25 protein-coding genes and 1 other RNA gene are annotated in these 24,240 nt (G+C 63.9%); 11 read left to right on the top strand and 15 right to left on the bottom strand.

What is annotated here, in order from left to right; translation table 11 throughout:
- Window positions 1-662: 662 nt before the first annotated feature.
- Window positions 663-1,139 carry an Lrp/AsnC family transcriptional regulator gene (locus AC3WOB_RS29510; RefSeq protein ID WP_492276978.1) on the bottom strand — a complete coding sequence of 159 codons (477 nt, stop codon included), beginning with the start codon at window positions 1,137-1,139 and terminating at the stop codon, window positions 663-665.
- 156 nt (window positions 1,140-1,295) lie between these two features.
- Here AC3WOB_RS29510 and hppD point away from each other — a divergent pair, with 156 nt between their 5' ends.
- Entirely contained in the window at window positions 1,296-2,408 is a 1,113-nt protein-coding gene (hppD, locus tag AC3WOB_RS29505) for a 4-hydroxyphenylpyruvate dioxygenase (RefSeq protein ID WP_013391515.1), read from the top strand.
- A gap of 82 nt (window positions 2,409-2,490) precedes the next feature.
- Here hppD and msrA read toward each other — a convergent pair whose 3' ends face one another.
- The 3 genes from msrA to ilvD all read right to left on the bottom strand — a co-directional run bounded on the left by msrA (window position 2,491) and on the right by ilvD (window position 5,127).
- Complete coding sequence (msrA, locus tag AC3WOB_RS29500) at window positions 2,491-3,045, bottom strand: peptide-methionine (S)-S-oxide reductase MsrA (protein ID WP_492276977.1); 555 nt, start codon at window positions 3,043-3,045, stop codon at window positions 2,491-2,493.
- A gap of 77 nt (window positions 3,046-3,122) precedes the next feature.
- A complete protein-coding gene (locus AC3WOB_RS29495; protein WP_054458538.1) occupies window positions 3,123-3,458 on the bottom strand; it encodes a c-type cytochrome in 336 nt (111 codons plus the stop codon).
- Entirely contained in the window at window positions 3,442-5,127 is a 1,686-nt protein-coding gene (ilvD, locus tag AC3WOB_RS29490) for a dihydroxy-acid dehydratase (RefSeq protein WP_492276976.1), read from the bottom strand. The genes AC3WOB_RS29495 and ilvD overlap by 17 nt, the downstream gene beginning before the upstream one ends.
- A 126-nt stretch (window positions 5,128-5,253) precedes the next feature.
- Here ilvD and lgt point away from each other — a divergent pair, with 126 nt between their 5' ends.
- Window positions 5,254-6,042, top strand: a complete 789-nt coding sequence (lgt, locus tag AC3WOB_RS29485) for a prolipoprotein diacylglyceryl transferase (protein WP_013391511.1) — start codon at window positions 5,254-5,256, stop codon at window positions 6,040-6,042.
- Here the strand turns inward: lgt and AC3WOB_RS29480 are convergent.
- The 4 genes from AC3WOB_RS29480 to AC3WOB_RS29465 form a co-directional block, all read right to left on the bottom strand.
- Window positions 6,017-6,775, bottom strand: a complete 759-nt coding sequence (locus AC3WOB_RS29480) for an SIMPL domain-containing protein (RefSeq protein WP_492276975.1) — start codon at window positions 6,773-6,775, stop codon at window positions 6,017-6,019. The genes lgt and AC3WOB_RS29480 overlap by 26 nt on opposite strands.
- Window positions 6,776-6,857: 82 nt before the next feature.
- Window positions 6,858-7,042, bottom strand: a non-coding RNA gene (gene ssrS / locus AC3WOB_RS29475) — 6S RNA.
- A 33-nt stretch (window positions 7,043-7,075) separates the two neighbouring features.
- Window positions 7,076-7,387: a cell division protein ZapA gene (locus tag AC3WOB_RS29470; RefSeq protein WP_006388757.1), complete on the bottom strand. Its 312-nt coding sequence runs from the start codon at window positions 7,385-7,387 to the stop codon at window positions 7,076-7,078.
- The gene (locus AC3WOB_RS29465; RefSeq protein WP_013391509.1) at window positions 7,387-7,833 is read right to left on the bottom strand and encodes a hypothetical protein; all 447 of its coding nucleotides are present in this window, start codon (window positions 7,831-7,833) and stop codon (window positions 7,387-7,389) included. Before AC3WOB_RS29465 ends, AC3WOB_RS29470 begins: the two co-directional genes overlap by 1 nt.
- 424 nt (window positions 7,834-8,257) lie before the next feature.
- Between AC3WOB_RS29465 and AC3WOB_RS29460 the strand changes: the two genes are divergently transcribed.
- From AC3WOB_RS29460 to AC3WOB_RS29445, 4 genes are all read left to right on the top strand, one after another.
- Complete coding sequence (locus AC3WOB_RS29460) at window positions 8,258-8,722, top strand: tripartite tricarboxylate transporter TctB family protein (protein WP_013391508.1); 465 nt, start codon at window positions 8,258-8,260, stop codon at window positions 8,720-8,722.
- Window positions 8,723-8,735: 13 nt separating this feature from the next.
- Complete coding sequence (locus tag AC3WOB_RS29455) at window positions 8,736-10,241, top strand: tripartite tricarboxylate transporter permease (RefSeq protein WP_013391507.1); 1,506 nt, start codon at window positions 8,736-8,738, stop codon at window positions 10,239-10,241.
- Between the two features lie 185 nt (window positions 10,242-10,426).
- Window positions 10,427-12,031, top strand: a complete 1,605-nt coding sequence (locus AC3WOB_RS29450; protein WP_492276974.1) for a gamma-glutamyltransferase family protein — start codon at window positions 10,427-10,429, stop codon at window positions 12,029-12,031.
- A gap of 76 nt (window positions 12,032-12,107) precedes the next feature.
- Window positions 12,108-13,013 carry an NAD(P)-dependent oxidoreductase gene (locus AC3WOB_RS29445; protein WP_013391505.1) on the top strand — a complete coding sequence of 302 codons (906 nt, stop codon included), beginning with the start codon at window positions 12,108-12,110 and terminating at the stop codon, window positions 13,011-13,013.
- Between the two features lie 65 nt (window positions 13,014-13,078).
- Here AC3WOB_RS29445 and AC3WOB_RS29440 read toward each other — a convergent pair whose 3' ends face one another.
- Window positions 13,079-13,708 (bottom strand): FMN-dependent NADH-azoreductase, encoded by a 630-nt coding sequence (locus tag AC3WOB_RS29440; protein WP_492276973.1) that lies wholly within the window; start codon window positions 13,706-13,708, stop codon window positions 13,079-13,081.
- Window positions 13,709-13,860: 152 nt separating this feature from the next.
- Here AC3WOB_RS29440 and AC3WOB_RS29435 point away from each other — a divergent pair, with 152 nt between their 5' ends.
- Entirely contained in the window at window positions 13,861-14,796 is a 936-nt protein-coding gene (locus AC3WOB_RS29435) for a LysR family transcriptional regulator (RefSeq protein ID WP_013391503.1), read from the top strand.
- Here the strand turns inward: AC3WOB_RS29435 and AC3WOB_RS29430 are convergent.
- From AC3WOB_RS29430 to AC3WOB_RS29405, 6 genes are all read right to left on the bottom strand, one after another.
- A complete protein-coding gene (locus AC3WOB_RS29430) occupies window positions 14,790-15,719 on the bottom strand; it encodes a 2-hydroxyacid dehydrogenase (RefSeq protein ID WP_492276972.1) in 930 nt (309 codons plus the stop codon). The two genes, AC3WOB_RS29435 and AC3WOB_RS29430, sit on opposite strands and share 7 nt — an antisense overlap.
- Window positions 15,720-15,827: 108 nt before the next feature.
- Window positions 15,828-17,357 carry a tripartite tricarboxylate transporter permease gene (locus AC3WOB_RS29425; protein ID WP_013391501.1) on the bottom strand — a complete coding sequence of 510 codons (1,530 nt, stop codon included), beginning with the start codon at window positions 17,355-17,357 and terminating at the stop codon, window positions 15,828-15,830.
- Between the two features lie 6 nt (window positions 17,358-17,363).
- Window positions 17,364-17,792, bottom strand: coding sequence for a tripartite tricarboxylate transporter TctB family protein (locus AC3WOB_RS29420; protein WP_207473562.1), 429 nt, complete (start codon window positions 17,790-17,792; stop codon window positions 17,364-17,366).
- A gap of 245 nt (window positions 17,793-18,037) precedes the next feature.
- A complete protein-coding gene (locus AC3WOB_RS29415; RefSeq protein ID WP_085947832.1) occupies window positions 18,038-19,540 on the bottom strand; it encodes a sensor histidine kinase in 1,503 nt (500 codons plus the stop codon).
- 30 nt (window positions 19,541-19,570) lie between these two features.
- On the bottom strand, window positions 19,571-20,257 hold the full coding sequence (locus tag AC3WOB_RS29410; protein ID WP_013391498.1) for a response regulator: 687 nt from the start codon (window positions 20,255-20,257) through the stop codon (window positions 19,571-19,573).
- Window positions 20,238-20,810, bottom strand: a complete 573-nt coding sequence (locus AC3WOB_RS29405) for an RNA pyrophosphohydrolase (protein ID WP_013391497.1) — start codon at window positions 20,808-20,810, stop codon at window positions 20,238-20,240. Before AC3WOB_RS29405 ends, AC3WOB_RS29410 begins: the two co-directional genes overlap by 20 nt.
- Window positions 20,811-20,875: 65 nt before the next feature.
- Between AC3WOB_RS29405 and AC3WOB_RS29400 the strand changes: the two genes are divergently transcribed.
- From AC3WOB_RS29400 to AC3WOB_RS29385, 4 genes are read left to right on the top strand one after another with little or no spacing between them, the layout of a single operon-like run.
- Entirely contained in the window at window positions 20,876-22,603 is a 1,728-nt protein-coding gene (locus AC3WOB_RS29400; protein WP_207473491.1) for a proline--tRNA ligase, read from the top strand.
- Window positions 22,604-22,656: 53 nt separating this feature from the next.
- A complete protein-coding gene (ybgC, locus tag AC3WOB_RS29395) occupies window positions 22,657-23,079 on the top strand; it encodes a tol-pal system-associated acyl-CoA thioesterase (protein ID WP_013391495.1) in 423 nt (140 codons plus the stop codon).
- A gap of 2 nt (window positions 23,080-23,081) precedes the next feature.
- Window positions 23,082-23,762: a protein TolQ gene (gene tolQ, locus AC3WOB_RS29390; RefSeq protein ID WP_013391494.1), complete on the top strand. Its 681-nt coding sequence runs from the start codon at window positions 23,082-23,084 to the stop codon at window positions 23,760-23,762.
- Entirely contained in the window at window positions 23,762-24,220 is a 459-nt protein-coding gene (locus AC3WOB_RS29385; protein ID WP_041652194.1) for an ExbD/TolR family protein, read from the top strand. The genes tolQ and AC3WOB_RS29385 overlap by 1 nt, the downstream gene beginning before the upstream one ends.
- The last annotated feature ends 20 nt before the right edge of the window (window positions 24,221-24,240 follow it).

Here is a 24,240-nt window from a genome sequence, read left to right as displayed (position 1 = left end):
AGCAGAGAAACGAGATTATGAAGAAGTTTTTATCGCTTGTCAAGTCAGCGTCACATCCATCGTTACGCTTTCTTGCCCGCGACCTCTTCAGGTCCGTCTCTCTTTAGCAGCTATCGAAATATCAGGGTTAACCCTAAGTTTTCGGTAACTGCCAAGCCCAAGACTATAACACGATTTTTGCAGATTGCGCAACCGGCTTTTGCCTAACTTGCACCCTATCTTGCAACCCCTCAGCTCGACTTTCGCCTCAGCCTTGGCCCCGGAATCCAGGGATCGGTCACCGCACTGGGTGGCTGGGAAGTAAGGGAAAACCCTTAAACAACATAACCAGCCAAGCCCAAGACTATAGCACGATTTTTGCGAATTGTGCAACTGGCTTCTGCCTGATTTGCCGCAATTCTTGCAATAACCGCTGAGCTTCCATTTCTGATCGCCTGGCGGCAGGTCGGCTTGGTTACCCATGCTGGCCTGTGTGCTTGCTTGGCTTCGCGCTTCAAAACTGCCCGAATCGCGAAGGAGCGAGACTATAGCACGGAATTTTTCCTATGCTGCGGAGGTGGCACCCTTTTTTCAAGAAGATGAATTTTTTAGGGGACGTACTAACGCATCTGAAACGATCCAGCCACCCGCGCCTATATATAAAGGGCAGTAAGGCGCGGCAGCTACAGCCTAAGCTCCGTGGTTTCCTTGATCTGCTGAAGCGCGAAGAATGAGCGCATGTCGATCACGGCGGGATGCCGCATCAGCGTGTCCATGGCGAACCGGGAGAAATGCGCCAGGTCGGCGACCTGTATGCGCAGCAGGTAGTCCATGTCGCCAGACATGGCGTAGCACTCGACCACCTCCGGCCAGAGTTGCACGTCGCGTGCGAAATCGCTCATTGGGGCATGACTGGAGCCGCTGTGCTTGTTCAGGCGGATGTTCACGTAGGCGAGCAGACCGAGGCCTACCTTCCCCGCGTCGATCAACGCGACGTACTTCTTGATGAACCCCTTCTCTTCGAGCCGGCGAACCCGGCGCAGGCAGGGACTGGGAGAGAGCGACACCCGGTCGGCCAGTTCCTGGTTGCTCAGGCGGCCATCTCGCTGCAGTTCAGCCAAAATCCGTATATCTGTCCTATCTAGCTCAATGTCAGACATTTTCAGCCCTGAATGTTTTCTGTACAGCAATATTATTGCTCAACCTAGCGGCTTTCGCGACATATTTGCAATTGTCTGCCCGTCATTCCTTCCTACAATCTCCGTCTAGACTTGAAGAACAAGTCGTCCTTAAAAACGATGCAAGGGAGCAGACTTATGAGCAGCGCTTTCCAACCCTGGGACAACCCGATGGGTACCGCCGGGTTCGAGTTCATTGAATATGCCGCGCCGGACCCCGCCGCGCTGCGCAAGGTGTTCGAACTGCTGGGCTTCAAGGCCATCGCCAAGCACCGCCACAAGGACGTGACGCTGTACCGTCAGGGCGGTGTGAACTTCCTGATCAACGCCGAACCGGATTCCTTCGCCCAACGTTTCGCCCGCCTGCATGGCCCGTCGATCTGTGCGATCGGCTTCCGTGTGCAGGACGCCAATGCCGCCTACAAGCGCGCGCTGGAGCTGGGCGCATGGGGTTTCGACTCGCATAGCGGCCCGATGGAGCTGAACATCCCGGCGATCAAGGGCATCGGCGATTCGCTGATTTATCTGGTGGATCGCTGGAGCGGCAAGGACGGCCACGGCGGCATCGGCGACATCAGCATCTATGACGTGGACTTCGTGCCCGTGGATCCGCAGAACGCCCAGGCCGATCTGCATCACCGCGGCGCCGGTCTGACGCTGGTGGACCACCTGACGCACAACGTGCACAAGGGCCGCATGGCCGAGTGGGCCGAATTCTACGAACGCCTCTTTAATTTCCGCGAAGTGCGCTACTTCGACATCGAGGGCAAAGTGACGGGCGTGAAGTCCAAGGCCATGACCTCGCCTTGCGGCAACATCCGCATTCCTATCAATGAGGAAGGCACGGAAGAGAAGGGCCAGATCCAGGAATACCTGGACCTGTACCGCGGCGAGGGCATCCAGCACATCGCCATGGCCACGGAAGACATCTACAGCACCATCGAAGCGCTGCGCCAGAACGGCGTGGTGTTCCTGGATACGCCGGAAACCTACTATGAACTGCTGGATCGCCGCCTGCCGAATCACGGCGAGGACGTGGCGCGCCTGCAGAAGAACCGCATCCTGCTGGATGGCGCCCCCGGCGGCGGCCTGCTGCTGCAGATCTTCACCGAAAACCAGATCGGCCCGATTTTCTTCGAGATCATTCAGCGCAAGGGCAACGACGGCTTCGGCGAAGGCAATTTCAAGGCCCTGTTCGAATCGATCGAGCTGGACCAGATGCGCCGCGGCGTGGTTAAGACCGTCGAGTAAAGACTTCCCCCGCCAGCGCCCGGTGCCCAGGCATCGGCGCTGGCTTTGAAACCTCACCTTTGGTGAGGTTTTTTTTCGCCTGCTACTTCCGCAGCCGGTCCTGGAACTGCTTGCGGAACTTGGCGACCTTGGGCGCGATCACGAACTGGCAGTAGCCTTGCTCGGGATGCAGGGCGAAGTAGTTGCTGTGATAGTCCTCGGCTTGCCAGAAGGTGGCGGGCGGCAACACGTGCGTCACGATAGGCGCATCGTAGATTTTCTGGGCTTCGACCTCCGCAATGACCGCTTGCGCCTGCTCGCGCTGCGTTTCGTTCTGCCAGAAGATGGCGGACTCGTATTGCGGGCCGACGTCGTTGCCCTGGCGGCCCGGGGTGGTGGGGTCGTGGGTCGCGAAGAACACGCGCAGCAAATCGCTGTAAGACAATTCGGCGGGGTCGAACTCGACGCGGGCCACTTCGATGTGGCCCGTGGCCTTCCCGCAGACCTGCTCGTAGCTGGGGTTGTCCACATGGCCGCCGCTGTAACCGGGCAGCACGCTCTTGACACCACGCAGCTCGGTGAACACCGCTTCGACGCACCAGAAGCAGCCGCCGCCGAGTACGGCGACTTCATTGCCCGGGGAGGGTTGTTCTGCCATGACGATTCCTTCCTGATAGGCGGCCGCGGACTGCGGCCAAGCGCCCCAGCTTACGCGCGGGACGCGAGAGAATAAGACTACTGCTTGGGCGGAGCCAGCGACAAGATCCATTCGGCGAGCGCGCGGGCGTCGTCCGGGCTGACCTGGGTTTGCGCGGGCATGGGCACGGCGCCCCAGGCGCCACGGCCGCCGCCGCGGATCTTGCCTGCCAGGTAGTCGACCATGGCGTCGCCCTGGCCCGCATAGCGTTCGGCCACGCTCTTGAGCGGCGGCCCCACGCGCTTGGCTTCGACCTGGTGGCAGGCCATACAGGCCTTGTTCTTGGCCAGGTCCAAGCCGGTGGTTTGCGCTTGCGCCGCCCCCGCGCCCAGCACGCAGGCGGCGGCCAACAACAGACTACTCTTCAAATGCATCGGTAACTGCCCCACGGCTCGCGGTGCTGGCGAGCTTGCCGAATTTGGCAAGCACACCGCGTGTATAACGCGGCCGGGGCTGCACCCAGGCCTGGCGACGAGCCGCCATTTCTTCGTCGCTGATATTGAGCTGCAACAGCAGCTTATGGGCATCGATGGTAACCGAATCGCCCTCGCGGATCAGCGCGATGGGACCGCCCACGAAGGCTTCCGGCGCAACGTGGCCCACGACCATGCCCCAGGTGCCGCCGGAAAAGCGCCCGTCGGTGATGAGCCCCACGGTTTCGCCCAGCCCCTGGCCGACCAGCGCGGAGGTAGGCGCAAGCATCTCGCGCATGCCGGGACCGCCCTTCGGGCCTTCGTAACGGATGACCACCACATCGCCATCGCGGATCTCGCGCGCCATGATGGCGGTCATGGCGTCATCCTCGGAATCGAAGACGCGCGCCGGGCCCGTGATGACGGGATTCTTCAGGCCGGTGATCTTGGCGACACAGCCTTCAGGCGAGAGATTGCCCTTCAAGATGGCCAGATGCCCCTGCGGATAGAGCGCGCGGTCCAGCGGCATGATGACGTCCTGGTCCGCCCTGGGCGCATCGGGCACACCGGCCAAGGTCTCGGCGATGGTCTTGCCGGTGATGGTGATGCAGTCCGCATGCAGCAAGCCCGCATTGAGCAGCAGCTTCATGACCTGCGGAATGCCGCCGGCGCGATGCAGATCGGTGGCGACGTATTTGCCGGACGGTTTCAGGTCGCACAGCACCGGCACGCGCTTGCGGATGCGTTCAAAGTCGTCGATGGTCCACGGGACTTCCGCGGCATGCGCAATTGCCAGGAAGTGCAGCACGGCATTGGTGGAGCCGCCCGTGGCCATGATGACGGACACCGCATTTTCGATGGACTCGCGCGTGATGATGTCGCGCGGGCGCAGCCCTTTCCTGACCGCCTCGACCAGCACCCGAGCCGACTCCGCCGCGGAAGCGACCTTTTCCTCGTCCTCGTTGGCCATGGTGCTGGAGTACGGCAGGCTCATGCCCATGGCTTCGAACGCGGAGCTCATGGTGTTGGCGGTGTACATGCCGCCACAGGACCCCGAGCCCGGAATCGCGCATTTCTCTATCTGCTTGAAGTCCTCTTCGGGCATGCGGCCCATGGTGTATTCGCCCACCGCTTCGAAGACGGAGACGATGGTGAGATCGTTGCCCTTGTAATGGCCGGGCTTGATGGTGCCGCCATAGACATAGATGCCGGGCACGTTGGTGCGCGCCAGCGCGATCATCCCGCCGGGCATGTTCTTGTCGCAGCCGCCGATCACCACCACGCCGTCCATCCACTGCCCTTGCGCGGCGGTCTCGATGCAGTCGGCGATGACTTCGCGGGACACCAGCGAGTACTTCATGCCCTCGGTGCCCATGGACATGCCGTCGGAAATGGTGGGCGTGCCGAACACCTGGGGATTCGCGCGCGATGCGCGAATGGCGTCGATCGCGGCATCGGCCAGGCGCTGCAGGCCGCTATTGCAAGGCGTGATGGTCGAATGGCCATTGGCCACGCCGATCATGGGATTTTCGAAATCGGCCTCTTGATAGCCCAGCGCGTAGTACATGGCGCGATTGGGCGCGCGCGCGACACCGTGAGTGATATGGCGGGAACGTTCGTTGTGCGGCATGGTCTGTCTCCTGTCGGCCGACGGGGCTCGGACATGGCGACCGCCCCGGGGGAACTGGCTCGCTTGCGCGCGAATCTTCAATGTTCGCCGGTTATTATCATTCAACTTTATTGTGTCGGGCAGAACATGCTGCAATATCCCCAATTTGATCCCGTCGCCCTGCAGATCGGGCCGCTAGCCATCCACTGGTACGGACTGATGTACCTGGTGGGCTTTGCCCTGGTGTACCTGCTGGGACGCCGGCGCATCACCAGCGGCCACACCACATCGCTGAACGTGAAGGACCTGGAAGACCTGATCTTCTATAGCGTGCTGGGCGTGGTGGTGGGCGGACGGCTAGGCTATGTACTGTTCTACAAGCCTTCGTATTACCTGTCCCATCCGCTGGAAGTGGCGTACCTGTGGCAGGGCGGCATGTCGTTCCATGGCGGCTTGATCGGCGTGATCGTGGTGATGCTGCTGTTCGCGCGCAAGAAGAAGCTGCCGTTCTTTGCGGTCAGCGATTTCATTGCACCGCTGATTCCGTTGGGGCTGGGCTTCGGCCGCCTGGGCAACTTCATCAATGGCGAGCTCTGGGGCCGGCCCACCGATGTGCCGTGGGCCATGGTGTTTCCTGGCAGCGGCGACGGCCTGGCGCGCCACCCTTCGCAGCTCTATGAACTGGGCCTGGAAGGCATCGTGCTGTTTGCGCTGCTGTGGTGGTTTTCGAGCAAGCCGCGCCCGCTGGGACAGGTGAGCGGGCTCTTCCTGATGGGCTACGGAACGTTCCGCTTCCTGGTGGAATTCACCCGCGAGCCGGACAACTTCCTGGGCCTGCTCGCGGGCGGTTTGAGCATGGGACAGTGGCTGTCCGTGCCGATGGTCGCCCTGGGCGCCATCATGTTCAGCCTTACTGCAAAACGATCGTCCCGTTGACTGCGATGCTGACCGTGACGTTGCCCGCTTCCAGCGGCACGTCCGGGCTATAGCCGCCCGAGGCATCCTTGGACATGGCCGCGGCGCCCATCATGCGCGGCATCGGTACCGGACCGCCGGAACCGCCCAGTTCCAGCTTGGACAGGCGGTAGCCCGAGAAACCGAAGGCGTTGGCCGCGGCCAACGCGCGGTCCTTGAAGGCTTGCGCGGCTTCCTTCAGCAGCTTGCGCTCTTCAGCTTCGCGCACCTCGCGCGACAGCAGGAAGCTGATGTTGGAAATGGCTGTCTTGTCTGACAGCTTGGAGGCCAATGCGGCAGCGGCTTCGAAGTCCTTGGATTCGAGGATCACTTCGCCCTGGCCGCGCCAGGAACCGATCTTGCCTTTGCTGGAAGTGTTCGGCCAGACGTTGTAGCCGCCCGTGCGCACTTCCACGCCCTTGACGTCGCGCGCGCGCTTGACCACGTCGTCCAGGGCGGCGCTCAGCTTCTTGCCCGCGGCCGGTTGGTCGGGCGCCTCGACTTCGGCGGACAAGGAAATACGCACCGTGTCCTGCTTGACCTCGGAAGACGCCATGGCCTGCAGGGTCAATTCCGGCGCACGGCTGGCGGCCGCTTCGGTAGCGGCGGCGGGCGCCTGGGTCTGCGCATGCGCGAGCGGCGCGGCGCTCAGAGCGGCCACGGTTGCGCACGCCGCGCCGAGTTTGGTCAGCGAGAAAACTGGGTGTTTGAACATGGACTGGTCCTAGGAGGGAGGACGAAGAGGAAGTGGTGAGGCGCCCGGGGCGGACCTGCTCTTATGGCAGGCCCGCTGGGATAGATGCCCCGCCTGTGCCGTCAAGGCCGGCATCTCGAACCCTGAGGTTCAAGGTGGTCGCGTTCCGAAGAGCGTCGGGTTCGTCTACGGGAGACGATCACTCCAGCTCTGCACTCCCGCAACCAATATGCCAAAAGACATAGGTTCAGAGAATGTATGGCCTAGTCACGAACACGGCAGGGACAAACTGAAAATACTTGAATACTGCTTTATGAACGGTTAGAGCAGTTTTTCCTGACCCGACAAGGCGTCATCGAGTACTGCGTTCATGTCCTCGATTCTACGCTTGAAGTCGCCGACCGCCAAACCGCCCAGAGGACCGTCGGGCGCTTTCATGGCGAGCAGTTCGCCCGCGACTTGCAGCGCGGCCATCACGGCGATGCGTTCGTTGCTGGAGACCTTGCCCGTGCCCTGGATGCGCAGCATCAGTTGGTCCACGTGACGCACGGCGGCCAGCAGCGTCGGTTTCTCTTCGGCGGAACATGCCAGGGAATAGTCGCGCCCCAGTATGGTGACATCTACGCGTTCCATCAGTGTTGCTCTCCAGACGGTGCACCCGGCAGACGGGCCAGCACGGCGTCAATGCGCTCGCGGGCCGATGCGGCAGCCACGCGCAAGCGCTGTAATTCGGTGTCGCGGGTCTGCAGATTGCCCTGCAGTTCGGTTTCCCTGGCGGAGAAACGCGATTCGAGCGATTGGCGCTCGGAAGTTTCGCGAGCCAATTGCTCACGCAGCGAGGCTTCAGCCTGCTGGGCTTGCTCGAGCATGGCGGTGACCGCCCCGTCGTTGTCCTGAAGCTTGCTCTGCAGCGTGACGATTTCGGCCTCGCGCTCGGCGGCGCGCTGCTTGAGCACACGCTGCTCGGCTTCAGTGTCGTTCAGGCGTTGGCGCAACGCGTCACGCTCTGCGTGGAGTTGGCGGGTGCGTTGCACCAGTTGCCCGATACGGGCGGCGAGTTGGTCTAGATCTTGCAGCATGGGCGCTATCGTAAACCATCCTGAGTTGAACGGGGTCTCTTCACGCAAGGTGAGAAACCCGGCAATATTCAGTAGGATTTATCCCTCACTCATACGAAAGCCACGCATCCGGCCGATCCTGCTTTCGCCTTTCTTTCTATAAACTTTCACTTAGCTTTCAAAAAGCCCTCAAACTTCCTGACCCGTTACAACTCGGGGTCGGGAGTTCCCGAATTTTAGGGAAAACCCCAGCCTTTCACCGACCTTACAGGGTTTGCAGCGTGGCGGGCGTCCATTACCATTCGCCCTTTCAAGAATCCCAGCCTTACCTTTCATAAGAACAAACGGCACCCCGAAGTGCCTTTTTTGTGCCTGTCACTCGCCTGTCGGCGGGAGTGGCCACAGACCTTTTTATCTACATGCTGTAAACAGGAGCCAACCAATCATGCAGCTACGCAATCGACAGGACTTCTGGTCGGGGGTGATGTTCATCGCCCTAGGACTGGGATTCGCCTGGCAGGCCAGCAGCTACCAAATGGGTACTGCCGCCCGAATGGGCCCAGGGTATTTTCCTTTCTGGCTAGGCATTGTTCTGGCATTGCTGGGCGCCATCGTGCTGCTTGGCTCGATGTCCAAGAAGGCGCACGACACCCACGTCGACAAGTTCGACTGGCGCATCGTGTTCCTGGTGGTCGGATCGGTCGTGCTCTACGGCTTCATCCTCAAGCTGCTGGGCATCTACATCTCGGTATTCGTCCTGGTTGTCGTCAGCAGCCTGGCCAGCCACGAGTTCAGCCTGAAGGTCGCCGTCGCCAACGGCATCTTCCTGGTGCTGTTCTCGTATCTGGCATTCGTCAAGGGGCTGGGGCTGATTTTCCCGCTGTGGCCGTCGTTTCTGGGCATGAACTAAGGAGCACCCGGTCATGGAATTGTTTGACAACCTGATGTTGGGCTTCTCGGTGGCGTTTACGCCCGAGAACCTGCTTTACGCACTGCTGGGCTGCATTCTGGGCACGCTGATCGGCGTGCTGCCGGGCATCGGCCCCGTCCCGACCATCGCCATGCTGCTGCCGATCACGTACGTGCTGCCCCCGGTAGCCGGCCTGATCATGCTGGCAGGCATCTACTACGGCGCCCAATACGGCGGCTCCACGACGGCAATTCTTGTGGCTTTGCCAGGGGAAACGTCCGCGGTGGTGACCGTGCTGGACGGTCACCAGATGGCCCGCAATGGCCGTGCTGGCGCCGCGCTGGCGATCGCCGCGCTGGGTTCGTTCTTCGCAGGCTGCGTGGCCACGCTGCTGCTGGCCGCCTTCGCGCCCCCGCTGGCTGAAGTCGCGTTCAAGTTCGGCCCCGCCGAGTACTTCTCGCTGATGTGCCTGGGCCTGGTCGGCGCCGTGGTGCTGGCTTCGGGTTCGCTGCCCAAGGCTATCGCGATGATCCTGCTGGGCCTGCTGCTGGGCATGGTCGGCACCGACGTGAACTCGGGCGTTGCCCGCTTCGACTTCGGCATCCCCGAGCTGCAGGACGGCATCGACTTCGCCATCGTGGCCATGGGCGTGTTCGGCTTCGCCGAAATCATGACCAACCTCGAGCAGAAGGAAAACCGCGTCGACATCACCGACAAGATCGGCTCGCTGTATCCCAACAAGCAGGAATTCAAGGAAGCCGCTCCCGCCGTGCTGCGCGGCACGGCCCTGGGTTCGGCCCTGGGCATCCTGCCGGGCGGTGGCGCCGTGCTGTCGTCGTTTGCGTCCTACACGCTGGAAAAGAAGATCTCGAAGAACCCGGAACGCTTCGGCAAGGGCCACCCGGCCGGCCTGGCTGGCCCGGAATCGGCGAACAACGCTGCGGCCCAGACCTCGTTCATCCCGCTGCTGACCCTGGGTATCCCGGGCAACGCCGTGATGGCGCTGATGGTCGGCGCGATGACCATCCACAACATCCAGCCTGGCCCGCAAGTCATGACGAGCCACCCGGAGCTGTTCTGGGGCCTGATCGCCTCGATGTGGATCGGCAACCTGATGCTGGTGGTGCTGAACCTGCCGCTGATCGGCCTGTGGGTCAAGCTGCTGAAGGTGCCCTACCGCATCCTGTTCCCGGCGATTCTGGTGTTCTGCACGATCGGGGTGTACTCGTTGAACTACAACACGTTCGACATCTTCACCACCGCCATCTTCGGCATCATCGGCTACGTCTGGTCCAAGCTGAAGTGCGAAGGCGCACCGCTGCTGCTGGGCCTGGTGCTGGGCCCCATGATGGAAGAGAACTTCCGTCGCGCCCTGCTGCTGTCGCGCGGCGACTTCACGACCTTCGTGACGCGTCCGCTGTCGGCCTCGCTGCTGGCCATCGCCGTCTTCCTGGTGATCCTGGTGGCGCTGCCTGCGATCCGCAAGAAGCGCGAAGAGACCTTCGTCGAAGAAGAGTAAAGCGCAGCCTGCCGCTCAGCGGCAGTCTCGCCCTGAAAACCCCCGGGTTCCGCCCGGGGGTTTTTCTTTGTGCGCGCGGAATTCAGTCCGACAAACGCTACGGATCGATACCACTCAATACGGAATATGTTCAAACGCAGTTCGCGTACGTTAAGCTAGGGGTTTACCCCACGCGACGATTCGAGATGAATTTCAACTGGAACAACCCCTATCCCACCATCCGGCGCCCGGTGTTCGCGCGCAACGTGGTCGCCACCTCGCAGCCGCTGGCCGCGCAGGCGGGCCTGCGGATCCTGGCGCAAGGCGGCAATGCCGTCGACGCGGCGATCGCCGCGGCCGCCACGCTGGCCCTGACGGAGCCGGTCAGCAACGGACTGGGATCGGACTGTTTCGCCATCGTCTGGGACGGCGCCAAGCTGCATGGGCTGAATGCCTCGGGCACGGCGCCGGCCGGGTGGAACATGGATTACTTCCGGCGCAAGCATCAGGGCGCCATCCCGGCCCGGGGCTGGGACAGCGTGACGGTGCCGGGCTGCGTGGCCGGCTGGGCCGCCCTGCATGAAAAACTGGGCCGCCTGGCCTTTGCCGACGTGCTGGCGCCCGCCATCGAGTACGCCGAGCGCGGCTTTGCCGTGTCGCCCGTCGTGCAAGAGAAATGGGCGGCGCAAGCCGATGTCCTGCAGCCGCAGCCGGGCTTCGCCGAGCATTTCCTGCCGCGCGGGCGCGCGCCGCAGGTCGGCGAGCACTTCGTGCTGCAGGGCGCGGCCGCCACCCTCAAGCGCATCGCGGCCAGCGGAGGCAGGGACTTCTACGAAGGCGAAACCGCCCACAAGCTGGTGGCGCATGCCCAGGCCCACGACGCCGCCCTGACGCTGGCCGATCTGCGCGATTACGCGCCGCAATGGGTCACGCCGATCAGCCAGGCGTATCGCGGCCACACACTGCATCAGATTCCACCCAATGGCCAGGGCATCGCCGCCCTGATAGCCCTGGGCATCCTGCAAAACTTCGACGTGGCGGCCCGCCCGGTAGATCATCCAGAGACGCAGCACCTGCTGATCGAGGCGATGAAACTGGCCTTCGCCGACGTCTACGATCACGTGGCCGATGCCCGCCACATGCGCGTCACGCCCGAACAGATGCTGGCCGCGGACTATCTGGCGCAGCGTGCGCGCCTGATCGACCCCAACGCCGCACAGGCCCCTGCCAGCGGCCATGCGCCGCGCGGCGGCACCGTCTACCTGACCGCGGCCGACAAGTGCGGCATGATGGTCAGCTTCATCCAGTCGAACTACATGGGTTTTGGTTCCGGCGTGGTGGTGCCAGGCACCGGCGTCAGCCTGCAGAACCGCGGTCATTGCTTCAGTACCGATCCCGGCCACCCCAATGCGGTGGCCGGCGGCAAGCGCCCTTTCCACACCATCATCCCCGGTTTCCTGATGCGCAATGGCGCCCCCGTCATGAGTTTCGGGGTCATGGGAGGCAATATGCAGCCCCAGGGGCAGGTGCAGGCGCTGGTGCGGATGCTGGACTATGGGCAGCAGCCGCAAGCCGCCTGCGACGCGCCTCGCTGGAAATGGAACCACGGACTGTCATTGGATGTAGAGGCCGGCCTGGCCCCGGCGGTCGCCGAGGGACTGCGCGTCCGCGGCCACCTGCTCGAAAGCATGGCCGATCCCTACATGGATTTCGGATCGGGGCAATTCATCTGGCGCCTGGGCGACCCGGCCGTGGACGGATATGTCAGCGCCAGCGACAGCCGGCGCGATGGACTCGCCGCGGGCTTTTGATTGCGTTAAGGTTAGGGCCTGTTTACAGGCGCCAGCGCCCCTGATGCCCCTAACTTCATAAAGCGGAGTTCCCTGCATGGCAACGATCGGTACCAAGAGCTACGACGCTGTCGTAGCCCAGAAAGTCACTTTCCTCGGTTTGGGCGTGATGGGCCTGCCCATGGCCGGCCATCTGGCGCGCGCGGGACACGAGGTCACGGTCTACAACCGCTCGCCCGCCAAGGCGCAGGCCTGGGTCGCCGAGTTCGGCGGCAAGAGCGCGGCCACGCCGCGCGAAGCCGTGGCCGGCGCGCAGATCGTGTTCGCCTGCGTGGGCAATGACGATGACCTGCGCAGCGTGGTGCTGGGACCGGACGGCGCCTTCGCCGGCATGGCGCCGGGCGCGGTCTTCGTCGACCACACCACCGCATCCGCCGACGTGGCGCGCGAGCTCTACGCGCAAGCCAAGGACCTGGGCCTGAATTTCATCGACGCCCCGGTGTCGGGCGGACAGGCGGGCGCGGTCAATGGCGTGCTGACCATCATGTGCGGCGGCGAACAGGCCGTGTTCGATGCGATCAAGCCCGTGGCACAGTCTTTCGGCCGCGCCGTCACGCTGGTTGGCCCCCCGGGAGCTGGCCAACTGGCCAAGATGGTCAACCAGATCTGCATCGCGGGCGTGGTGCAGGGCCTGTCCGAAGCCATCGCTTTCGGCCAGGCGGCCGATCTGGACATGAAACTCGTGCTGGACGTGATCAGCAAGGGCGCGGCGCAGAGCTGGCAGATGGAAAATCGCGGCGGGACCATGGTCGACGACAAGTTCGAGTTCGGTTTCGCGGTGGACTGGATGCGCAAGGATCTGGGCCTGGTGCTGGCCGAAGCCCGCCACAACGGCGCACGCCTGCCCCTGACGGCGCTGGTGGACCAGTTCTATGGCGACGTCCAGAAGATGGGCGGCAGCCGCTGGGATACGTCCAGCCTGATCAAGCGCCTGCGCGACTGAGCCCTGCCCTCGCGGCAAGAAAAAAGGCGAGCCATGAGGCTCGCCTTTGCTTTTGGGGCCCGCGCTTACGCGGCCAGGCTGTCCTGTTGCGCGGCGGGCAGCAGCGCATTGATGCGCTGCTTGGCCTGCGCAATGCCTTCCAGCGCGGCCACTTCGCCCATGGCCATGCCTTCGGCGGCGATGAAGTTGACGTCGGTCATGCCCAGGAAGGCGAGCATCTGGCGCAGATAAGGCGTCAGCGTATCCGAGGGCGTGCCTTCGGCCTTGCCGCCGCGGGCGGTCAGCACAAACACCTGCTTGCCCTTGACCAGACCTTCCGGCACGCCTTCGGCGGTATAGCGGAAGGTGATGCCGGCGCGCGCCAGATGGTCGAGATAGCTCTTGAACTGCGCGGGCATGTTGAAGTTGTAGACCGGAACGGCGAAGACGATGCGGTCGGCCTCCATCACTTCAGCGACCAGCGTGTCACTCATCTCAACCAGGCGTTGCTGTTCCACGCTGCGGGCATCCGCCGGGGTAAACAGCGCGCCGGCGGTGTTGCCGTCGAAGTACGGGATCGGTTGCGCACCAAGGTCACGGACCTTGATGGCCGCGGCCGGGTTGGACGCCTTGACGCGGTTGATCAGGTGATCGGCCAATTGCTTGCTGTTGGAACGATCGCCGAGAATAGAGGAAAGGATAACCAGGGTCTTCATTGCAAATTTCTCCAGTGAGGGCCCGCTCGCTGCGGGCGGTCAGGATCCGTAGGCTTTGATCAGATCCCGAGTGCATGGCGTCACTGTAGACCGCTTAATTGTTCACATAAATACGGTTATGATGAACTATTCGTTCCAGGAATAGAACAATTATGCAAGATCTCAACGATCTCTATTACTTCTCCCAGGTGGTCGAGCAGGGAGGCTTCAGCGCGGCGGCCAGGGCGCTGGATATCCCGAAATCCCGCTTGTCGCGCCGGATCTCGCACCTGGAGGAAAGCCTGGGCGTGCGCCTCTTGCAACGCACGACGCGCCGCTTGCGCCTGACCTCGGCTGGCGAACGCTATTTGCACTATTGCCGTGAAATGGCCGCCTCGGCGCGCGCGGCGGACGACGCCATGCGGCAGTTGCAGGCGGAGCCCACCGGCCCTGTGATCGTGAGCTGCCCGGTGTCCATCGCGCAGGACGTGCTGTCGCCGCTGTTGCCCGAGTTCCTGGACGCCTGGCCCGCCGTGTCGGTGCAATTGCTGGTGACCAACCGCCGCGTGGACCTGATCCGCGAAGGCGTGGACCTGGCCCTGCGCGTACGCACCAAGCTGGATACGGACGCCGAACTGGTCGTGCGCCACTTCGGCACGGCGCGCGGCACGCTGGTCGCCAGCCCCAGCTACCTGCAACGCCACGGCACGCCCGATACGCCGCAGGATCTCGCCACGCATACCACGCTGAGTTTCAGCGATCCGCAAAACGAAGTGCGCTGGCCGTTGCGCAACGACAAGGGCGAAGAGGTGCACATTGAATTGAAGCCGCAGCTGTCCTGCAACGACTTCATCGTGCTGACCGAGGCCGCGGTGCGGGGCCGCGGCATCGCCCTGCTGCCTTCTATCGCCACGCACGAACAGCTGCGGCGCGGCCAGCTGGTGCAGGTCCTGCCGCAGTGGCAGTCGCCCGAAGGCATCGTGCATTGCATCTATCCGTCGCGGCGGGGCATGATGCCCGCCGTGCGCGCCCTGCTCGATTTCCTGTCGGAGCGCCTGCCCGCCATGTACCAGCGGCTGGAAAAGGCCCCGCTGCCCCCGGCTCAGTAGCCGCGCGAGCGGTCCACCACGCCGCTGATGGATTCGCCGCGCTGCAGTTGCGCAACCTTGTCCGCGATCTGCCGGATGCTTTCGTCGCGCAAGGTGCGCGCCGCGATATGCGGCGTGACGTGCACGCGCGCATCGCGCCAGAACGCATGGTCCTTGGGCAAGGGCTCGGTGTGGAAGACGTCCAGCGTGGCGCCGTCGATCTCGCCTTCTTCAAGCATCTGCACCAGATCGTCTTCGACCAGATGTTCGCCGCGGCCCACGTTGACCAGATGCGCATGCGGCAGAAGCTGCGACAGCGTGTCGCGATTGAGGATGCCGATCGTGTCCGGCGTGAGCGGCAGCACGTTCACCAGGAAGCGCGTGCGGGCCAGGAACGCCGGCAAGGCGGCTTCGCCCGCGTAGGACTCCACGCCCGGGATCTCGCGCGGCGAACGCGACCAGCCGGCCACGGGATAGCCAAACTGGGCCAGGATCTGCGCCACGCGCGCGCCCACCTGCCCCAGCCCCAGCACGCCGACCGGCCAGTCCGCCTGGCGCGAGCCTTCGCGAGTGTCCCAATGCTGGCGCGCCTGCGCATGATCGAAGGCTTCGAAATCGCGCGAGACGCGCAGCAGCGCGTACAGCGCGTACTCGGCCATCTGCACCGACATGCCCGCGTCCTCCAGGCGGACGATGCGCACATGCGGCGGGATCTCGGGCATCTTCAGCAAGGCATCGACGCCGGCGCCCAGATTGAACAGCGTCTTCAGGCCGGTCTCGTGCGCGAAGAGCTCTGCCGGCGGACGCCAGACCAGGGCGGCTTCCGCGCCCGAGGGCGGGCCGTCAGGGTTCCACACGGAGATGCGACAGCCGGGCATGGCGGCTTCCAGGAGCGGAACCCAGGCGGCGGGATCGTGGTGGGGGCAGGCAAAGAGTATGTGCATGATGGCTCTGAGTGCAGGCTCGGGAAGGCTCAAGCATGAGGGATGCCGCCCCACAAATCAAACGGCCCGGCAGATGCCGGGCCGTGTTCAGGCTGAGGGCAGCCGCGCTCAGGCCGCTTGCGGCACCTCGGGCTTGCTCTTGTCCTTGTTCTTGTTGCGGCGCAGGAATGCCCACACTTGCAGGAAGATCAGCAAGGCGCTTGCGCCAATGAACCAGGCGCTGATCGGCCGTTCCACGAATACCGCCAGATCGCCACGGGACAGCAACAGCGCGCGGCGGAAGTTCTCTTCGACCATCGGCCCCAGCACGAAGCCGAGCAGGATGGGCGCGACGGAAAACTCCAGCGTCATCAGGATCGCGCCGATCACGCCGAACGCCAGCACTTCCCAAATCTGGAAGAGGCTGTTCTGCGTGCTGAACACGCCCACCGCGATGAAGAACAGCGCCGACGGGAACAGGTAGCGGTACGGCACCTGCAGCAGTTTCACCCACACGCCGATCAGCGGCACGTTCAGCACCATGAGCAGCACATTACCCACCCAGAAGCTGGCGATCAGGCCCCAAAAGATGTCCGGATGCTCGGTGATCAGCTGCGGGCCGGGCTGGATGCCCTGGATCAGCAGCGCGCCCAGGATCAGCGCCATCACCGCGTCGCCGGGAATGCCCAGGCTCATCGTGGGGATGAAGTCGACCTGCGTCTTGGAGTGCGAAGACGCTTCGGGCGACGCCACGCCGGCGATCATGCCGGTGCCGAACTTCTCGGGCGTCTTGGAGATCTTGCGCTCCAGCGCATAGGCCACGAAAGTGGTGATGGTGGGACCGGTGCCGGGCATGGCGCCGAACAGCGTGCCCACCGCCGTGCCGCGGACCATGGGCCAGAAAGCAGTCTTGAGTTCCTGCTTGCTGGGCCGCATGTCGCGCAGGCGCAGCTTGGCGCCGCTGCCGATGATGGTCATGCGGTTGACGCTCATCAGGAAGTCGGCCACGCCGAACAGGCCCATCGAAATCGCCACCAGTTCCAGGCCGTCGGACAGGTCCAGCAGACCGAAGGAGAAGCGGATGGTGCCGGTGTTCACGTCCGTGCCCACCACGCCGCACATCAGGCCGAACAAGGTCATTGCCACGCCCTTGAGCGGCGAGCCGCGCGACATCGTGGCGCCGGCCAACAGGCCCAGCAGCATGATCGAGAAAATCTCGGTCGGACCGAACTTGAACGCGACTTCGACCAGCAGCGGCGAGGCGAAGATCATGACGATGATCCCCACCGACGCGGCGAAGAACGAACAGATCATCGTGATGCCCAACGCTGTTCCGCCCTTGCCCTGCTTGGTCAGCGGATAGCCGTCCAGGCAGGTGACCGCGTGCGGCGGGTGCGAAGGCAGATTCAGCAGGATCGCGCCAATGGCACCGCCGTACTGCGAGCCATAGAAAATGCCGGCCAGCATCAGGATGGCGGGCACCGGATGCATCACGTAGGTCAGCGGCAGCAGAATGGAAATGGCTGACAGCGCGCCCATGCCGGGCAACACGCCGATGAGGTTGCCCACCAGCACGCCGAAGAACGACCACATCAGGTTGTGCCACTGGAAGGCGACGCCGAAGCCGTACCAGAGGTCCATCAAGGATTGCGAAATCATGGCGCTTCAACCCCAGCGAAACAGCGGAAGCTGCAGTTGCAGCGCCCACCAGAAGACGACGACCGCGATGGCGGTCATGGCGACCGAAAGCAGGATGGCCTGCTTGATCGTGTTCTTGCGATCGCCCAGCGCAGAGATGAATACGATGGCGAACGTAGCGGGCAGCAAGCCGCCGTAATGGCCCAGCAGCAGGAAGGCCAGGATGCCCAGCAGGATGCAGGCACCGCCGCGGAAATCCGGCAGTCCATGGCCGTGGCCGTCGCCGGGCGGCGGCGCCGACGATTCGCCCGAGCGCGCCGAGATGGCGATCAGCACGCCGGTCAGCGCCAGCAGACCGCCGAGCGCCGCAGGGAAAAATCCGGGGCCCATGTGGCTCAAGGTGCCGATGTGATAGTCGGTCCCGCCGTAGATTGCCCCCAGCCCGATGAGGACCATCAGCGCTCCGCCGTAATAGTCCTTTCTATTGATTGTCTTTTGCACTTCATCCTCCTTCGTGGTGCGGCCGCGCGCCTGCCCGGGGATGTGCCGCTCGAAGCGAGCGCGACCCGGGTCCTGGCGACAGGCCCGGACGCAGATTACGGAAGGAAGCTGCTAATCCGCTTTCTGTGCGCTGTCGCGATCCTGAATTCGGGGGTTATCCCTGAACGGAAGCTGCGGATGAAAGCGGAAATGCGGAGAAGTTACTGATCGCCCTTGAGCTCGACATCGAGCGGACGCGGATACTGCGAGACGGTGGACGCGAGCGGCAACCACAGCACGGAAGCCAGTCCTACGCCCCCCTGGGCGTTGGGTTCGCCGTCGCGCAGTTCGATGTCGCCGTCGTTGCGGCGGGCATAGGCGCGGGCGATCGCCAGTCCCAGGCCGGACCCTGACGAGGCGACCGGCTTGTCCGTGCCGACGCGTTCGAAACGCGCGAAGGCCCGCTGGCGCAGTATCGGGTCCAGCCCCGGCCCGTTGTCGGACACGGCAACCTCGGCGCGGTTGGCGTGGCAGCAGACCGATACGGTAATGCGCGCGCCAACTGGGGCGTAATGGATGGCGTTGTGCACCAGGTTCGAAAGCGCCTCGTGCAGTTCGGCCTCGTTGCCCGAAACCGGCGCGGGGATCTCCAGCCCCTCTTCGGAGCCGGCCTGCACCCAGCCCAGGTCCTGCTGCTTTTCGTGCGCCAGCGGCAGGTATTGCAGCACCACCTCGCGCGACACGGCGTTCATGTCCAGCAACTGCCGCGGCAGCTGATCGGCCTGATTGGCGTGGGCCAGGGACAGCAACTGCTCGGTCAGGCGGCGCGTGCGGCCCAGTTGGTCGACGATGCCGCGCAGGCCTTCCTGCGCGCGGGCCGGATCGCGCTCGCGCAGGGCGTACTGGGCCTGGGTCAGCATGATGGCCAGCGGCGTGCGCAGCTGATGCGAGGCATCGGCCAGGAACTGCGATTGTTCATCGAGGACGCGACGGTAGCGGGCGATATGGTGATTGACCGCATCGACCAGCGGCGCCACTTCGCTGGGCACGCGCGAGGCGTCCAGCGGCGTCAGGTCATCCGGGCGGCGCGCACGGATATCGTTGCGCAGCCGGCGTAGCGGCTTCAGCGCCCACGACACGCCCCACCACACCAGCAGCGCCACCAGCGCCAGCATGCGCGTGTCGCGCAGGATTTCCTGGCGCCGCGCGTTGTTCTCGGCTTCGATACGCTTGCCGGTGCTTTCGGCCACGACCACCAGTACCTGCCGATGTTGCCCCTGGTAATACAGATCCCGCACCACCGCGACGACCCGCACGGGATCGTTGCGATAGACGCTGTCGTAGAAGATGGGCTGGCTGTTGGAGCGCGGCCAACTGGGCGGACGCGGCATTTCCGGCATGCCCAGCAGGGTCTTGCCCGGGGCCGTGGGCACCGCGGCGCCGTCCGGCAGGGGCGGGTCGATCTCTTCGATGCGGAAGTACTTGCGCAGGCCCGCGCGGGACTCGAGCATCACCTGCGCGTACAGCGGCGTGGCGACCTGCAGATTGCCGTCAGGCGTGAATTCCAGGCTGCTTTCCAGCACCCGGGCCGGCTCCACCAGGGCGCTGTCGTAGGCTTCGTTGGTGATCTCGGCCAGGGTGCGGTAGTCGTTCACGCTGTCTACCACCAGGAGCATGATCACGCCCGGCAGCAGCAGAATGATCAGCAGCGCGCGGATGCCCACGCGCGGCAGCTCGGATAGCCGCAGCCTCACTCAGGATTCCGCGGACTCGCTGGCGACGCTTTCCAGCATGTAGCCCAGCCCGCGCACGGTGACGATGCGCACGTCGCTGCCGGTCAGTTTCTTGCGCAGCCGGTGCAGCACGACCTCGATGGCATCCGGATTGGCCTCGCTGTCGTGGGTGAAGACCTTGCCGAACAACTGGGACTTGTCCACCGGATAGCCGCTGCGGGTCAACAAGGCGGCCAGGGCGGCATGTTCGCGCGGGGTCAGGAACAGCAGCGAGCCGTCCAGGGTGAAGGCGCGGCTTTCGCTGTCGTAGGATAGCGAGCCGCATTGCAGCCGCGGATGCTGGCGGCCGCGGCTGCGGCGCACCAGCGCCGTGAGGCGCGCTTCCAGTTCCTCGAGCGCGAAGGGTTTGGTCAGGAAGTCGTCCGCGCCCAGGTTCAGGCCGCGCACGCGATCCTGCAGGGCGCCCTGGGCGGTGAGCAGCAGCACGGGGGTGCGGTCATCGCGGTTGCGCATTTCGCGCAGCACTACCAGCCCATGCTTGTCAGGCAGGCGCAGGTCCATGACGATGGCGTCATATTCGGTGCCCGCCATGAAGGCTTCGGCGGTACGGGCGTCGGCCGCGTGGTCCGGCACGAATCCGCTCTGGGCGAGTGCGCGCATCAACCAGGACGCCATGTCCCGTTCGTCTTCAACCAACAATATGCGCATGACCGTCCGTTCCTTCGGGCAGATTGTCTGCCGCCCGTTGCCCGTGCACCCGTTGGCGCAGGTAGCGGGTTTCGTGATGGCGCCGGAAGAGGATAGCCGACAACTCGTTCAGCGCCTGGGTGTAGACATCGCGCTTGAACTCGATCACGGCATCCAGGGGCACCCAATACTGGCTCCAGCGCCAGGCATCGAATTCCGGATGCTGCGTCGCGCGCAAGCACACATCGCTGTCACGTCCTACCAGGCGCAACAAGAACCAAATCTGCTTTTGTCCTTTATAGTGGCCGCGCCACTCACGCCGGACGAAGTGATCGGGCACGTTATAACGTAACCAATCGCGTGTACGCCCCAAAATACGGACATGCTCGGGCTTCAAGCCCACCTCTTCATGGAGTTCGCGATACATGGCTTGCACCGGGCTTTCGCCGTACTTGATGCCGCCTTGGGGGAACTGCCAGGCATGTTCCCTGATACGCTTGCCCCAAAAGACCTCGTTTCTACCGTTGACGAGAATGATGCCGACATTGGGGCGGTAGCCTTCGCGGTCAAGCATGGGCCACCCCCACCGAATTCAATACAATTACGGTCGATTATACGTATCTGCTGCCACCTTTAAACATGCGCGCATCCAACTACCACATCAACACCCTCAAAGAAGCCCCTTCCGAAGCCGAAGTCGCCAGCCACCAGCTGATGACCCGGGCCGGGATGATCCGCAAGCTCGCGGGCGGCATCTACACCTATATGCCCCTGGGGCTGAAAGTCATCCGCAAGGTCGAGGCCATCGTCCGCGAAGAAATGAACGCCGCGGGTGCGATCGAGCTGCTGATGCCGGTGGTCCAGCCGGCCGAGCTCTGGCAGGAGTCGGGCCGCTGGGAGCAGTACGGCGCCGAGCTGCTGCGCATCAAGGATCGGCACCAGCGCGATTTCGTGCTGCAGCCCACGTCCGAGGAAGTCATCACCGACATCGCGCGCAACGAAATCCACAGCTATCGCCAGTTGCCGGTGAACTTCTATCACATCCAGACCAAGTTCCGGGACGAGCGCCGTCCGCGCTTCGGCCTGATGCGTGGCCGCGAGTTCACCATGAAGGACGCCTACTCCTTCGACCGTGACGAAGCCGGCGCGCAGGCCAGCTACGACACCATGTACAACGCCTACATGCGCATTTTCGGCCGTCTGGGCCTGGGATTCCGCGCCGTGGCCGCTGACACGGGCTCGATCGGCGGCACCCGCAGCCACGAATTCCAGGTGATCGCCGACACCGGCGAAGACCTGCTGGTCTACAACGCCGACACCGACTACGCCGCCAACATCGAACTGGCCGAGGCCGTGGCCCTGTACCCCACCCGCGCCGAACCCGCCCAGGCCATGGCCGACGTGCCCACGCCGGGCGCCGCCAAGTGCGAGGACGTGGCCAAGCTGCTGGGCCTGCCGCTGGAACGCACGATCAAGTCCATCGTGCTGGCCACCGACGGCGAGAAAGGCGCCGACATCTGGCTGCTGCTGCTGCGCGGCGACCATGAGCTCAATGAAATCAAGGCCGGCAAGCTGCCCGGCCTGGCCGGCTTCCGCTTCGCCACGGAAACCGAGATCGTCGAGGCCTTCGGCTGCAAGCCCGGCTACCTGGGCCCGGTCAAGACCGTCCGTCCGGTGCACGTCATCGCCGACCGCACCGTGGCCAACATGGCCGATTTCGTCTGCGGCGCGAACAAGGAAGACTTCCACATCCAGGGCGTGAACTGGGGCCGCGACCTGCCCGAGCCCGAACTGGTGGCCGACCTGCGCAACGTGGTCGCGGGCGACCCCTCGCCGGACGGCAAGGGCACCCTGTCGATCCAGCGCGGCATCGAAGTGGGCCACGTCTTCTACTTGGGCAAAAAGTACTCGGAAGCCCTCAAGGCCACCTTCCTGGACGAGACCGGCAAGCCCGCCGTCCTGGAAATGGGCTGCTACGGTATCGGCGTGACCCGCATCGTGGGCGCGGCCATCGAGCAGAACCACGATGCCCGCGGCATCATCTGGCCGCGCGCGATCGCCCCCTTCGAAGTGGTAATCTGCCCGGTCGGCTGGGGCAAAAGTGAAACCGTGCGTGACACCGCGCAGAAACTTTATGAATCGCTCCTGGCGCGCGGCGTGGACGTCATCCTGGATGACCGCGATGCCCGCCCGGGCGTGATGTTTGCTGAATGGGAGCTGATCGGCGCGCCGCTGCGTGTAACAGTTGGAGAACGCGGCCTGAACGATGGTGTGGTGGAATTGCAGGCCCGTCGGGAAACCGAAGCGGCCAAGATTCCGGTAGAGTCCGCGCTTGAAGCCGTGCTGACGAAGCTCGACACGCTGTAAACCTTATAGTAACTACGGACTTTTCGCGTCCCGACCGCCCTTTGCCATCCATCGTGACCGACCCGAAGTCCGCCGAATCCGTCCTGCAAGTCCGTGTCTACTACGAAGACACGGATGCAGGCGGAGTGGTGTTCTACGCCAACTACTTGAAATTCCTGGAACGCGCACGCACCGAGTGGCTGCGCAACCTGGGGGTCAACCAGTCCAACCTGGCGGTCAGCGAGCAACGACTGTTCGTTGTCCGCTCCCTGGACATGTCCTACCGCAAGCCGGCCAGGCTGGACGATTTACTTACCATACGCAGCCGAGTCACACGACTGGGCCGCGCTTCGATACACTTCGCGCAACGCGCGGAACGCGACGGGGAACTGCTTGCCGAAGGCAACATCCAAGTCTGCTGCGTCGATGCCATTCACATGCGGCCGGCGGAGTTGCCGGCTGACGTTCGCGCCAAACTGGAATTCATTCAGGAATAACCATGCAAGTCACCAACGACATGTCGTTGCTTTCGCTGATTTCGCACGCCAGCGTGCCGGTCCAGCTGATCATGCTGATGCTGTTGGGCATTTCGATCATGTCCTGGACCTACATCTTCGCCAAGCGGCTGGCGATCAAGCGGGCCCATGCCCAGACCCGCCGCTTCGAAGACGATTTCTGGTCGGGCGGCGACCTCTCCATGCTGCAGCAGGCCGTGGCCTCGCGCCGCGATGAGCAAGGCGCCCTGGCCCGCATCTTCGACGCCGGCATGACCGAGTTCCTGAAAGCCCGCCGCGGCAATGCCGCGGGTGACGCCACCGCCGTGCTGGACGGCCCGCGCCGCGCCATGCGCGCCGCCTACCAGCGCGAGATGGATTCGCTGGAGTCGCACCTGAACTTCCTGGCTTCGGCCGGCTCCGTGTCCCCTTATATCGGCCTGCTGGGCACGGTCTGGGGGATCATGCACGCCTTCATCGGCCTGTCGAACATGCAGCAGGCCACGCTGGCCTCGGTGGCCCCCGGCATCGCGGAAGCGCTGATCGCCACCGCCATCGGCCTGTTCGCGGCAATTCCCGCCGTGGTCGCCTACAACCGCTTCACGAACGACATCGATCGCATCTCGATCCGTTTCGACAGCTTCGTCGATGAATTCCTGAACATTCTGCAACGGCAGGTGCGCTAATGCCCTCGGTAAGCTCACGCGGCAGGTCCGGCCGCCGCATGAAGGCCGACATCAACGTGGTGCCGTACATCGACGTGATGCTGGTGCTGCTGGTCATCTTCATGGTGACCGCGCCCCTCATCACGCCCGGCCTGATCCAGCTGCCCTCGGTCGGCGCGGCTTCGGACGTGCCGGTCAAGCCGCTGGAAGTCCAGATTTCGGAAGACGGCAAGATTGCCCTGCGCATGCGCGAACCCGGCGCCACCATGCAGGACATCGCGCGCCCCGAACTGGTGGCGCAAGTGCGTTCGCGCATTACCGCGGAAACCCCGGTGGTCATCGCCGCCGACGGCAAGGTGCCCTATGAGACGGTCGTGAAGGTCATGGATGAACTTCGCACCAACGGCATCACCCGCCTGGGCCTGCTGGTGGACCAGTCCGCCGGCGGCTCCCAGCCCGCACCCGCGAAAAAACGCTAACGCGACGCCTTCCGCCGGCG

Source organism: Achromobacter sp. FW305-C-30-7, assembly GCF_058783105.1.
Note: the sequence above shows the minus strand (reverse complement) of the source record. Positions and strands in the feature narration are given on the sequence as shown.